This window comes from Kumtagia sp. (genome assembly GCF_059502445.1).
Genome location: NZ_JCACER010000096.1, coordinates 88,108 through 100,660, shown reverse-complemented (window position 1 = coordinate 100,660; position 12,553 = coordinate 88,108). Strand labels below are relative to the sequence as shown.

Genomic DNA, 12,553 nt, shown 5'->3' with positions numbered 1-12,553 from the left:
TATAAGTCTGCCTGCAGAACATCTCGGAGCACGGGCAATGGCAGAGTTTCCGACTAAGGCGAGGGTCGTCATCATCGGCCTGGGCGGCATCGTGGGCGCCTCGGTGGCGCATCACCTCATCGAGCGCGGCTGGGACGACATCGTCGGCATCGACAAGTCGGGCATCCCGACAGACATCGGCTCGACCGCGCATGCCTCCGACTTCTGCTACATGACCAGCCATGACTTCCTGTCCTGCTGGACATCGCTCTATTCCATCGATTTCTACGACAAGCTCGGCCATTACGACCGCATAGGCGGCTTGGAAGTGGCGCGTGTCGGCGACGACGCCCGCATGGAGGAGATCCGGCGCAAGGTCTCGTCCGGCAAGGCGTTCGGGACGCGCGCGCGGCTGATCGACCCGGCCGAGATCAAGGAAAAATTCCCGCTGATCGAGGAGTCGATGGTGCAGGGCGGTCTCTGGGATCCCGATGCGGGCCTCGTCATCCCGCGCAGCCAGACCGTCGCCGGCAAGCTGGTCGACATGGGCGAAAAGTCCGGCAAGCTCAAGGCTTTCGCCAATACGCCCGCGAAGTCGCTCGTCATCGAGAACGGGCGCATCAGGGGCGTCGTCACCGACCGCGGCACCATCCATGCCGACCATGTCGTCGTCTGCGCCGGCCTGTGGGGCAGGCTGATCGCCGAGATGGCCGGCGAGGACCTGCCGGTCATGCCGGTCGACCATCCGCTCACCTTCTTCGGCCCCTATACCGAGTTCGCCGGCACCGGCAAGGACATCGGCTATCCACTGCTGCGCGACCAGGGCAATTCCGCCTATATGCGCGACACCGGCGACCCGACCACGTCGGAAGGCGGCATGATCGAATGGGGGTATTACGAGGAGACCAATCCGCGGCTCTGCCATCCGCGCGACCTGCTGGAAAAGGACCAGGCACGGCTGTCTCCCTCACAGCGCGACCTCGACATGGAGCAGATTCTGGAGCCGCTGGAGCGCGCCATCGAGCTGACCCCGATCCTTGCCGAACTCGGTTATGACGAGCGGCGCTCCTTCAACGGCCTGCTGCAGGTGACGGCGGACGGTGGTCCGTCTGTCGGCGAGAGCCAGACGGTGAGGGGGCTGTGGTATGCCGTGGCCATCTGGGTGAAGGACGGTCCCGGCTTCGGCAAGCTCGTCGCCGACTGGATGACGGACGGCCGCACCTCCATCGATCACGCCAGGATCGACTACTCCCGCTTCTATCCCCACCAGATGGACGAGAAGTTCGTCGAGGGACGTTGCGGCGAGGCGGCGCAGAAAATCTACAATCCCGCCGTCCATCCGCGCGAGCCCTATGCGACCGGGCGCAACGTCAAGCGCTCGCCCTTCTACGAGCGCGAGAAGGAGCTCGGCGGCTATTTCATGGAGCTCGGCGGCTGGGAGCGTGCCCATGGCTATGCCGCCAACGAGCATCTCCTGGAAAAATACGGCAACCGCGTGCCGGTGCGAGAGAACGAATGGGACGCCAGACACTTCTGGCGCGTGTCGAATGCCGAGCATCTCGCCATGAGCGAGGACTGCGGCATCGTCAACCTGTCGCATTTCTACATGTTCGACGTCGAAGGCCCGGATCACGTCGAACTGATGGAATGGCTGTGCGCGGCAAGGATTGGTGGCGATGCCAATATCGGAAAAGGCATCTATACGCATTTCCTCGACGACGAGGGCATGGTGCGCGCCGATCTTACCGTTATCCGCATGGCTGACCGCTGCCGCGTGATCGACGGCGCCGATGCCGGCCCGCGCGATTTCCACTATGTGAAGCGCGTCGCCGAGGACAAAGGGTTCGACGTGACGGTCACCGATGTTTCGGAAAAGTTCGTGACGATCGGCATCTGGGGACCGAACGCGCGGGCGACGCTGCAGAAAGTGGTGGAAGATCCCGCTGGACTTCTGCCGGAAAATTTCCCGTTCGCGGCGATCAGGCCGATGAAGATTGCCGTCAAGGACGTCACCGCCTTCCGCATCTCCTATGTCGGCGAGCAGGGCTGGGAACTGCACATGCGCTACGAGGACGGCCTGGCTGTATGGGATGCGCTGCGCTCGACGGGCGTCATGGCCTTCGGCGTCGAGACCTATGCCAACTCGCGCCGCATGGAGAAGAGCCTGCGCCTGCAGAACGCCGATCTCTTGACCGAATACAACCTGATCGAGTCGGATCTGCAACGCCCGAAGGTCAAGGAGGCGGACTTCCGCGGCAAGCAGAAGCATCTGGAGCATCGCGCGCGGAAAAATCAGCCGGCGATGCTGTGCACGCTGGTGATGACCGACAATCGCGATTCGAAAGGCGTGCCGCGCTATCCCGTCGGCAGCATGCCGGTGCTCGACCCCGGAACCGGCGAGACGCTGGTCGACGAGCTTGGCCGCCGTTCCTTCACCACCTCGGTCGCCTACGGCCCGACCATCGGCAAGAACATCGCGCTCGCCTATCTTCCGTGGGCCTGGTGCCAGGAAGGCCGCAAGCTGACGGTCGAGTATTTTGGCGAGGCGTTTCCGGTCGAGGTGGCCGGCGTGGGCTACAAGCCGCTTTACGATCCGGAGAATCTCAAGCCGCGAAGCTGATCGGCACGGGCAGCACACCCCGGTCGCGAAATTGTGAAGGGAAAGCGCCGGGGCTTTTCCGACGCTTTCTTTTCAAACCGGCCGATTCGGGCCACCTTTCCAAAATGTCTCGTCCCTCGCGCACCGGACATTACTTCGCAGCCGTCGCTTTGGCCTTCGGCCTGCTGCCCTTCGAGGTCGCACAATCCCAGGAAGCCGTCGATGTCGAGCTGGTTCTGGCGGTCGACGTTTCGCTTTCCATGTCACCGCAGGAACTGGAGATCCAGCGCCGCGGCTATGCGACCGCGCTGACCGACGACGAGGTTCTGCAGGCGATCGCCGACGGCGCCTACGGCAAGATCGCCGTGACCTATTTCGAATGGGCCGGCTCGACCACACAGCACCTGATCGTGCCCTGGACGGTGATCGCGTCGCGCGCCGACGCCGAGCGGGTGGTGGCGCAGCTTTCCGCCAATCCGCCGAACAGCGCCCGGCGCACATCGATCTCCGGAGCGCTCGAGTTCGGCGCCGACCTTTTCGCGGAGAGCCATTTCCGCGGCATGAAGCGGGTGATCGACATCTCCGGTGACGGACCGAACAACCAGGGCGCGCCGGTGGATCTGGTCCGCGACCGTGTCCTCGAGCAGGGCATCGTCATCAACGGCCTGCCGCTGATGACCAATGGCGGCTTCACCAGCGTCTACGATGTGAAGGATCTCGACCGCTACTATACCGACTGCGTCATCGGCGGCCCCGGCGCCTTCATGATTCCGGTCAACGACTGGTCGCAGTTCCCGGAAGCCATCCGGCGCAAGCTGGTGCTGGAGCTGGCGGACAATAGGCCGGTGCACAAATACGATGCGTTGCCGGTCGTGCTTGCGCAGGAGACCAAGGGCTACGATTGCCAGGTCGGCGAGAAGATGTGGCGCGACCGCTCCTATCTGTGGGAATCGCGGTAAGTGCTTCGATGCACCGCTGACGCACGACCCAAAAACCTGCTCATCCCGTCAATCCTCTCTTAGGCGCACAGCCTTATGCTGTTCGCCATGCAGGATCAGGACATTTACAAGGCGGCGACGGTCGCGGCCCGCCCCGTTACTTGGGGCGTCGTCGGCGCGGGTACGATCGCGCGCCAGTTCGCTGCCGATCTGGCGCATGTCGCCGGGGCGCGGATAGGAGCGGTGTGCTCGCGCAGCGAGGAGTCGGCGCAGGCATTCATGGCGGCAGCCGGTATCCGAAGATACTGCGCCACATTGCCCGAGCTGCTGGCCGACGAGACTATCGACGCGATCTACATCGCGACGCCCAATCACTTGCATGCGGGTCAGACGCTGGAAGCGCTGGCGGCGGGCAAGCCGGTGCTGGTCGAAAAGCCGCTGGCGACGTCGAGCCGCGACGCGGCACGCGTCGTTGAAGCGGCGGCCCACGCGGATCGGTTCGCGATGGAGGCCCTGTGGACGCGCTTCCTGCCGGCTGTGGAGGCGGTGCGAGGCATGCTTGCAGCCGGCGCGATTGGCGAAGTCCGGCATGTCGAAGCCGAACTTGCTTACCGCAAGGAAGAAAAGGGCGGGCGCTTCTTCGACCCTGCCATGGGAGGCGGCGCGGCGCTCGACCTTGGAGTCTACCCGCTGTCGCTGGCACTCGATCTGTTCGGCCGCCCTGAAAAAACGTCCGGCCGCTGGTGGGCGGCAGGAACCGGTGTCGACCGCAGGACCGATTTCCAGCTTTCCTTCGCTGGCGTCACGGCGATGCTCTCGTGCGGCTTCGACCGCGATGGCCGTAACACCTTCACGATCCTCGGCAGTCGCGGCGCGATCCGCATCGAGGCGCCGTTCCTGAAGGCTCAGCAGGTGACGCTCTTTGGCCAGACGATTTGCGACTGGCCGCTGGTTGGCGCGCGCGGGGCGACATCCGGACCGGCGGCAAGGATCCTGTCGCGGCTGCCGCTACCAGGTCGTCAGGTGAAAAATTTCCGCTTCCCCGGCAATGGTCTTCAGTTCGAAACCGCCGCGGCGATTGATGCCATGCGGCGCGGCGAGCGGCAGTCTCCCCGGATGCCGCTCGGGGACAGCGTCGCCGTGCTGGAGATCATCGAGACGGTGCTCGGCCAGCCGCCGCAGCCGGCGTGAAGCTCGATCGGACCTCGTAGGGCTGCGCCCTCTCGCCGGCATCTGACAGCGCCAGCGCGAGCGCGAGCTCGGTGATGTGCAGCGCCACGTCGCCGGAGAAGAACGGCGCGCCGCCGCGCGCGACCGCCTCCGCCTGGGCGGCGATGCCGCGGCAGAAATCGATCTGCGACGGGAATGCCGGTAGAACAGGCCGCCGCGCGTCAAGGGGAAGGCTGAGCCGCTTTCCCGGCCGCGGCTTCAGGGGTAAGGCGTTCGCCAGCCGGCGTTCGATGCGGCCGAGCACTTTATCGGCGAGGCTGCGCGGCGCGCCGGCCTTTTCCAGATAGACCGGTGAATGATGGTCCCACAGGTCGCGCACCAAGATCGTGCCGCCGTCGCCGAGGATGGTGAGCGAGCGGTCGCGTGGCGCTGCCAGGCCGCAGGTCAGCCGGGCGGCGGCGCCCGACGCGAAGCGCAGGCAGCCCACGGAAAAATCCGGCCCCATGGCGTGGCCTTGCGTGCCGACGCCCTTGTCGGCGAAGGCGAGGGTGGAGAAGGCGGTGAGGCTTGCGACCGGGCCGAGCAGCGAGACCAGCCAGGTGAGCGCATAGCCGGCATGCTCCAGCGTACAGCCGATCTCGAACTCGTGCAGGCCCGGCCATTTGGCGCCGGAGCGCGACCGCCAGCTCTGCCATTTGTCGCGAAACACCGCGCCGTCCTCCATCTCGGCATAGGCGAGGCGCGGCGTTCCGATCTCGCCCGCGGCGATCGCCCTGGCGACGGCCGCATGGGCAGCGCTCAGCCCGTTGGCCGGGGCTGCGGCGACGCTCAGGCCCTTTTGCGCGGCCAAGCGCACCAGTTGTTCCGCCTCGTCGTGGCGCATGGCCAGCGGCTTTTCCGAATAGACATGCTTACCTTTCTCCAGCGCACGCCTTGAGACTTCATAGTGGCTTTCCGGATTGGTGAGGTTGGCGACGATCTCCACAGCCGGATCGTCGAGCAGCGCGTCCAGCGACGGATAGGCGGATACCTTGTAGAAAGAGGCAAAGCGCCGCAGCTCAGCCGGCGCGCGGTCGAACACGCCCGCCAGCCGCAGCCCGGGATGGTTGACCAGCGTCGTCATGTAATAGTCGGCGACGAAGCCTGTGCCGACAAACGCAATGCCCGTCATCGCTATCTCCGTGGCAGGACGTCCACGGATACAGGTCTTCGGCTTTCCGCTTGGTGAACGTCGGCGCCGCTACGCCGCGATCAACTGCTTGCGGTCGACGCGCTCCTGCTGCGGCGAGCGCGAATAGAGCTCGCGGTAGCATTTGGAGAAATGCGAGGCTGAGACGAAACCGCAGGCGACGGCGACCTCGACCACCGGCAGCGACGACTGCAGCAGCAGGTGACGGGCCCGGTCGAGCCGGATCTCCAGATAGTAACGTGCCGGCGAACGGCCCATCTCGGTGCGGAACAGCCGCTCGATCTGGCGTCGCGACAGGCCGACATGGTCGGCGATCTCGATCAGCGACAGCGGCTCGGACAGGTTCGCCTCCATCAGTTCGATGATGGAGAGAACTTTTGAGTTCTGCACGCCGAGGCGGGCACGCAGCGGTAGTCGCTGCCGGTCGGTCGGGCTGCGCACGCGGTCGGTGAGGACCTGCTCGCAAACGCGGTTGACGAGGTTGTCGTCGAAGTCGTCGCCGATCAGCTTGAGCATCATGTCGAGCGCCGCGGTGCCGCCGGCGCAGGTATAGATGTTCTGGTCCACCTCGAACAGGTCGGCGAAGACATTCGCCTTGGGGAAGGCTTCCGAAAACCCCGGCAGGTTTTCCCAATGGATGGCGCAGCGTTTGCCCGCCAGCAGCCCGGCGGCGGCCAGAATATGCGCGCCGGTGCACAGTCCGCCGATCGCCACGCCGCGATTGTACTCCTCTCGCAGCCAGGCGAAGGCCGACCGGTTGGAATAGCTCTCGACATTGATGCCGCTGCACACCACCACCATGGACGGCCGATCCGGTCCGGCCATCTTGCGCCGCTCCTCGTCGAGCGACGTATTGACCGCGCATTCGACCCCGTTCGAGGCATGCACCGGCCTGCCGTCATAGCTCGCCAGCCGCCAGCGATAGGCGTCGTAGCCGAGCATGCGGTTGGCCGAACGCAACGGCTCCAGCGCCGTCGCGAACGCAATCATGGTGAAATCGGGGACCAGGAAGAAGACAAGCGATCGTTTGATCGGATGTTTGACGGCGTTCAAGGGTTCCTCGCGCGAGCCTGACGACGCGACGCCGATGTCGCGATCAGCACAGCGTCATCAGGAAAACCCTTGACTGTCAATGGATGTGCACGCTGCGTGACAGCAAAATTTGCGACATCCCATGATCCGGCGGGCCGCCTAGGAAGGCACGTATCGCGTGGGCAAGGGACGGTGCTGCGCCAGGCCGCTTGCCGCGTTCGCCGCCTTCAGCGGCACGCGCAGCTTCTTCCTCCCGAAAACGCGGGAGGAGAAGAACGGCGCTACGGCTTTAGCGGACCAGGAAGCCGAGGCGGGCGGCGGCAAGCGCGCCCGACTGGCCGGGCATGGTGCGGTCGAGCCGCTGGCGCTCCAGGGCGGTGGTCAGGTTGATGTCGCGATTGCGCGAGAACAGGCGGGAGAAGAACGTCATGACACGGCTCCATGCAGTCGAGTTACACGGGGTGCCTTCGCTAGGTCTGTTAGGAGTGGGGCATCTCGTTTGCTGGCGCGGATATAGGCATTGTTTGTTGTTGTCGAAGCAGGGAAAGCGAAGTGCTCCGCTTGAAAAACGACATGCGGGCGCGGGAACGACATCGATCAGATCGGCAAAGAACAAGAAAATCAACCTGTTGCCGTTGTTTCGGTCCAGCCATGTGTTTGCCCGGGATGCGGCATGCACGGCAAGCATGGCTGCGCGGAAATCGGGCAGGGTAGAGACAGGCCCCGCCGTCGCGCTTCGGCGGCGGGGCTCACGGCTCAGTGCACACGGTCGGTGTCACCGGCCCATGTGCCGAGCGGCAGATGCGACGGCCGGCGCTGGTACAGGTCCGGCCAGCCGATATCCTTCTGGATCTCGTAGGGCAGGGCATGAACCTGGCGCTCGGTGAGATAGCGGTTGCGGGCCGCCTGATATTCCGCGGCGATGCGACCGAGAGCAGAAATGACAGACATGACGTCCTCCTTCGGTTGACCCGGGACAAGCCGGGTCGCTGACGCGGGCCGGTCGGTCCGCGATCCGTTCGACTTCGATTTCGGTCTTCGCATTGGCGGCGATTGTCAGGATGACAAGATTGTCGCCGTCCACGATGTTGACTATCGCTCTCTTCTACGGTTCAATCAAACGAAATGAAGTGATTGCTCCGATCAGATTTTTTGAATGGAACGACACCGATGAACGCGCCGCTCAATCATCCGCTGCCGCTGCTCGACCTCGACGTTTTGCGCACTTTCGTGGCGATCGCCGAGACAGGCAGCTTCACCGTCGCCGCGACCGCCGTATTCCGCACGCCGTCGGCCGTCTCCATGCAGATCAAGAAGCTGGAGGACATTCTCGGCCGCTCGGTGTTCACCCGCGACGCCCGCTCGGTATCGCTGACCACGGACGGCGAGATGCTGCTCGGCTACGCGCGGCGGCTGCTCGCCATCAACCGCGAGGCGGTGTCGAAATTCATCGTGCCGGACATCATCGGGGTGGTCCGCCTCGGCTCGCCGGACGACTATGGCGAGCGCGTGCTGCCGCATGTGCTGAAGCGTTTCGCCCAGTCGCATCCGTCGATCGCGGTGGACGTCACCATCGACCAGTCGATCAACCTGCGCCGGCGCATGGACGACCGCGCGCTCGACATCACACTGCTCACCAACTCCTACAAGACCAGCGCGATCGGCGCCGAGGTGCTGCTCACCGAGCCGATCGTCTGGGCCGGCTCCAAGGGCGGCTGCGCCCATATGCGCGAGCCCTTGCCGGTGTCGCTGTGGGAGGAGGGCTGCGTCTGGCGGGCAGGGGCTCTCGAGGCGCTCGGCCGTGAGGGCCGCAACTATCGCGTCGCCTATATGAGCGCGCACACGGCCGGACAGCGCGCCGCCATCCAGGCCGATCTGGCCGTCGCACCGCTGCCGAGATCCTTCCTCGGCAACGACATGGTCGAGCTCACGCCCAAGGACGGCATGCCGGAGATCGGCAATTACAGCCTTGCCATGATCGTCGCGCCGGACGCCAGCGCGCCGGTGAAGGCTGTCGCCGACCATATCCGCGCCACCTTCGAGGTGTTTCGGGAGACCGGCAGGTTTTGACGCGAAGCGCGGGCCGGCGTCCCGCGATCAGCGCAGCGTACGCCAGAGCGAGTTGACAGCCCCCAGATCGGCCGGCGAGTCGTTCACCATCGGCCAGCCTATGTCTTTCTGGAGCTCCGGCGGCAGCGCGTTGATCTCACGAAAGGTCCGCCTGTTGCGGCGTGCTGCGCGCAACGCGGTACCGAAATGGCCTATATCGTCGAGAATAGACATTTCCCAAGTCCTTTGTCAAAATAATCGATATGATCATTAATAAAGGAGCTTTGTTTCGGCATTATCGCGCATAGTTTTCCACTGTTTCAAAAACGATACTTAACAGTTACGGAAGAGATACATAGCGAACTCGCCATAACGCGGGCGAAGAAAAGGAACGGGAACATCTCGGGAGATTCGACGTTCCGACTTCTTCGTGAAGGCAGGAAATTGGCGAAGCGCCGGCGACTGCGCCGGAGGCTCGCTACAGTTGAGCCGGTGGAAGCGGTTTTCTCGCCGGTCCATGGATCACCGATCCGTCCGCCGCGAAGATGGAACCATGACATGGACAGTCCCAGGTGCGCTCCGCATTGTTCCATGTGACGGTGCAGCCCTTGTGGGTACAGGTCGCCGAAGTCGCATGCAGCCTGCCGTCCTCGTCACGCCAGGCGGCGATCTTCTCGTCGCCTCGCAGGAGGACGCCTGCTCCGCCGGGCGCGATGTCCTCGGCGCTGGCGACGATCGACTGGCTTTCGCCGTTCCGGTGAAAATCCTTCGGAAAAGGCCGCGTCGGATTATAGAGGTTTTTCCAGGAGTTCGCCTTGTCCGCGACAAGGTCTGCGATCAGCATGCCGGCTGCCGTTCCGTTGCTGATGCCCCAGCCGTTGAAGCCGGTGGCGATGTGGAAGCCCGGTGCCTTTTCGGGATCAGGCGTTCCCGCGAAAGGTACCCGGTCGGCCGTGTCGTAGTCCTCGTTGCACCAACGCCAAGCCGCCTCGCCGACGGGAAAGTGCTGCCTGACCCACAGTTCGACCTCGACGAAGCGGCGCGCCACGTCGCCGTCTTGCCCAGTATCGAATTTCGGGCCGAGCACGATGAGCAGTGGCCCTTCGGCGTCGCGGCCCATCCGCAGGGACCGCGTCGGCTCATCAATGCCGATGAACATGCCGTCGACCATGACTGGATCGTCGGTACGGAACGCCATCGCGACATGACTGCGCGGCTGCGTCCGGTTCGCCATGCCGATCGGGCTCTTCACGGGCAGGTTCGTGGCCACGATCACATGTTCGGCATGCACCGTGCCACCGTCGGTCACGACACGCCAGCGGCTCGCCTCATCGATCAGCCTGGCCCGGCTGTTCTCGAAAATCTGCCCCCCGCGGCCGGCGACAGCCCCGGCGAGACCGACCAGATAGCGCGCCGGGTTGAACTGCGCCTGATCGGGAAACGCCAGAGCTGCCGCGGTGGCGAAGGGCAGGGGAGCGCGGCCGAGCATTTCCGCATTCAGCCCCAACTCGCGCGCGGCCCCGGCTTCGGCCGCTATCTCGTGCCGGCGCATCGACTGATGTGTGTAGGCATAGGCGGTCTTGACCTCGAAGTCGCACGAGATGCCATAGCCGTCGATCCAATTCCTGATGCAGGAGGCGCCGGCGCCGTTGGCCTCGGCATAGGTTTTTGCTGCTTCGCGGCCGAGGGTCTCCATAAGGTATCGATAGATCAGGGCGTGCTGCGTCGTGATCTTCGCCGTCGAGCGGCCCGTCACCTGTCCACCGATCTTGAGCGCCTCCAGCAGGATGACCGAACGGCCTTGCTCGCAAAGGCGTAGTGCCGTGGTCAGGCCGACTATTCCCCCTCCGACAACGACGGTGTCAGCATGCATCGATCCCTCGAGGCGGGCATAACGCGTCGCCGCGGCGGTCGAAGACCAACAGCTTCCGAGTTGACCGGGGAGGGCGGGCATAAAAAAGTCCTTTCCATGGTTCCCCGTTGCTGCCCGTCGCTGATTGCGAACGCGCGGAGCGCGTGTTTGTTTCCGCCGTGCCCCGCGCATAATGTCGATGGGCATGGATCACACGCGCCGTTTCTCCGACATCAGAAACACCGCCAGAGCCCCGCACAGCAGGCCGAGGCACAATGGCAGCCCCTGATGTCCTATGAGTTGCATCGCCAGTCCCGTGACGGGCGATCCCACGATGCCGCCGACACCCCACACGAATGCGAAGGCCGCATTGCCGGCGATCAGGGCTTGCCCCGTGAAACGCTCGCCGAGCTGGATCAGCGTCATGGTGTAAATGCCGAACGAAACCCCGCCCCAGGCGAAGACGAGCGGCCAGACAAGCCACGAGCCGAAGGTCGGCGACAGAACAAAGCAGCCGGCCAGCGAGGCGAGCACGCAGAACAGCATGATCCGCGCAGAGCCGAACCGGTCGGCCATGCGCCCGAGCAATATCTGCAGCGCGGCATCGCCCGCTATGAAGCAGCCGATCAGCGCAGCGATGCGGCTTTCGGAGCTGCCGAGTGCTGCGCCATAGACCGCGAACAGCGAAATCAGGGTCTGCTCGAAGGCGGCCGCGGCGAAAACCGCGAACAACAGCAGCGGCGCCAGTGCGAAGAAGCGGCCGACCGAAGTCGTCTCGCCGTCGTGCGGGATCTCGGGCAGGAGCGGAACGACCGCAAGCACGATCAGGCCGCAGAGAAGCAGAGCAATGATGGCGACGATGAAGGGCGGCCAGCCCTCGGTGCCGACCAGGCCGAGCGACAGCGGGCCGATGGCGAAGCCGCCCGAAACGATCGCCGAATAGAGACCGATGATGCGGCCCCGGCGCGATGCCGGCGTGATCGCGATCAGCCAGGTTTCACTGATCACGTAAGACGGCTTGCTGAAGAAGCCGAGCAGGAAACGCAGCGGCATCCAGGCCCAGACGTCCTGCGTCCAGCCAATCGCGATCAGCGTGGCAGCCGCCAGGAGGGAACACGCGATTGCAAGCCGGGCCGCCCCCAGGCGCCGCGTCAGTGCCGGTGTCAGATAGGCAGACACGATGAAGCCCAGCGGCATCATCGCCGCCGACAAGCCGATCAGGCCGGGCGCGGTGCCCTGGCGCTCGAGGATGAAACTGAGCAGCGGATAGGTCAGCCCCGCCGCCACGGCGCCCAACGTGACGGTCGCGATGAGGCCCGCCATCGCAGCCAACGGGATGCGATCCTCGCGCGATGATGTCGTGCCTTCGGCGGTCATGCGGGCGCCGCCTTATGCTTGCCAGAAGGGCTTGGCGATCTCCGCCTCGGCCTGCCGTCTCGTCAGGCCGATGTCGTCGATCAAACGGGGATCGTCCCTCGACATCTGCGCGAGCTTCCAGCGCAAGCGTATCCGTCCGTCCCAGATCGCGATGATGCCTCGCAGGGCCGCCAGTCCGTCGTGCCGACACGAGACATCAGCCGACCCGACAGGCGCGTCATGCCACGCTGTCCGATGCGGGGAAGGGGTACCGCCCATGGCAACCTCCTGTGGTTTGAGGGCTGAGGCCCTCGATCCTAAGAGGTTGAATTCTGCGGGATGTGCGCAGCGTCGTAATTAAGCTCACCCAAATAGTTCCAAAAACTTGC

Annotated in this window: 12 protein-coding genes; 4 read left to right on the top strand and 8 right to left on the bottom strand. The window is 64.6% G+C overall.

Translation table 11 applies throughout. The features are described 5' to 3' along the window. The first annotated feature begins 37 nt into the window (after positions 1-37). From AC5JDC_RS24705 to AC5JDC_RS24695, 3 genes are all read left to right on the top strand, one after another. Positions 38-2,599, top strand: coding sequence for a GcvT family protein (locus tag AC5JDC_RS24705; protein ID WP_495845497.1), 2,562 nt, complete (start codon positions 38-40; stop codon positions 2,597-2,599). A gap of 104 nt (positions 2,600-2,703) precedes the next feature. Beyond that, positions 2,704-3,537: a DUF1194 domain-containing protein gene (locus AC5JDC_RS24700; RefSeq protein WP_495845495.1), complete on the top strand. Its 834-nt coding sequence runs from the start codon at positions 2,704-2,706 to the stop codon at positions 3,535-3,537. Between the two features lie 87 nt (positions 3,538-3,624). Beyond that, complete coding sequence (locus AC5JDC_RS24695; protein WP_495845798.1) at positions 3,625-4,707, top strand: Gfo/Idh/MocA family protein; 1,083 nt, start codon at positions 3,625-3,627, stop codon at positions 4,705-4,707. On the opposite strand, the gene AC5JDC_RS24690 is transcribed toward AC5JDC_RS24695, so the two are convergent. The 4 genes from AC5JDC_RS24690 to AC5JDC_RS24675 form a co-directional block, all read right to left on the bottom strand. After that, on the bottom strand, positions 4,667-5,857 hold the full coding sequence (locus tag AC5JDC_RS24690; protein WP_495845493.1) for a Gfo/Idh/MocA family protein: 1,191 nt from the start codon (positions 5,855-5,857) through the stop codon (positions 4,667-4,669). The genes AC5JDC_RS24695 and AC5JDC_RS24690 overlap by 41 nt on opposite strands. 69 nt (positions 5,858-5,926) lie before the next feature. Beyond that, positions 5,927-6,865, bottom strand: coding sequence for a GlxA family transcriptional regulator (locus tag AC5JDC_RS24685; RefSeq protein WP_425351335.1), 939 nt, complete (start codon positions 6,863-6,865; stop codon positions 5,927-5,929). A gap of 331 nt (positions 6,866-7,196) precedes the next feature. Beyond that, the gene (locus tag AC5JDC_RS24680; RefSeq protein WP_495845491.1) at positions 7,197-7,337 is read right to left on the bottom strand and encodes a hypothetical protein; all 141 of its coding nucleotides are present in this window, start codon (positions 7,335-7,337) and stop codon (positions 7,197-7,199) included. A gap of 326 nt (positions 7,338-7,663) precedes the next feature. After that, complete coding sequence (locus AC5JDC_RS24675; protein WP_495845489.1) at positions 7,664-7,858, bottom strand: hypothetical protein; 195 nt, start codon at positions 7,856-7,858, stop codon at positions 7,664-7,666. A 219-nt stretch (positions 7,859-8,077) separates the two neighbouring features. Between AC5JDC_RS24675 and AC5JDC_RS24670 the strand changes: the two genes are divergently transcribed. After that, positions 8,078-8,977 (top strand): LysR substrate-binding domain-containing protein, encoded by a 900-nt coding sequence (locus AC5JDC_RS24670; protein WP_495845487.1) that lies wholly within the window; start codon positions 8,078-8,080, stop codon positions 8,975-8,977. 27 nt (positions 8,978-9,004) lie between these two features. Here the strand turns inward: AC5JDC_RS24670 and AC5JDC_RS24665 are convergent, their stop codons facing one another. The 4 genes from AC5JDC_RS24665 to AC5JDC_RS24650 form a co-directional block, all read right to left on the bottom strand. Further along, positions 9,005-9,190, bottom strand: coding sequence for a hypothetical protein (locus AC5JDC_RS24665; RefSeq protein ID WP_495845485.1), 186 nt, complete (start codon positions 9,188-9,190; stop codon positions 9,005-9,007). 244 nt (positions 9,191-9,434) lie between these two features. Then, the gene (locus AC5JDC_RS24660; protein WP_495845796.1) at positions 9,435-10,910 is read right to left on the bottom strand and encodes an FAD-dependent oxidoreductase; all 1,476 of its coding nucleotides are present in this window, start codon (positions 10,908-10,910) and stop codon (positions 9,435-9,437) included. Between the two features lie 108 nt (positions 10,911-11,018). After that, positions 11,019-12,185 carry an MFS transporter gene (locus AC5JDC_RS24655; protein WP_495845483.1) on the bottom strand — a complete coding sequence of 389 codons (1,167 nt, stop codon included), beginning with the start codon at positions 12,183-12,185 and terminating at the stop codon, positions 11,019-11,021. Positions 12,186-12,197: 12 nt separating this feature from the next. After that, positions 12,198-12,443 carry a DUF1127 domain-containing protein gene (locus AC5JDC_RS24650; RefSeq protein WP_495845479.1) on the bottom strand — a complete coding sequence of 82 codons (246 nt, stop codon included), beginning with the start codon at positions 12,441-12,443 and terminating at the stop codon, positions 12,198-12,200. Positions 12,444-12,553 lie beyond the last annotated feature (110 nt).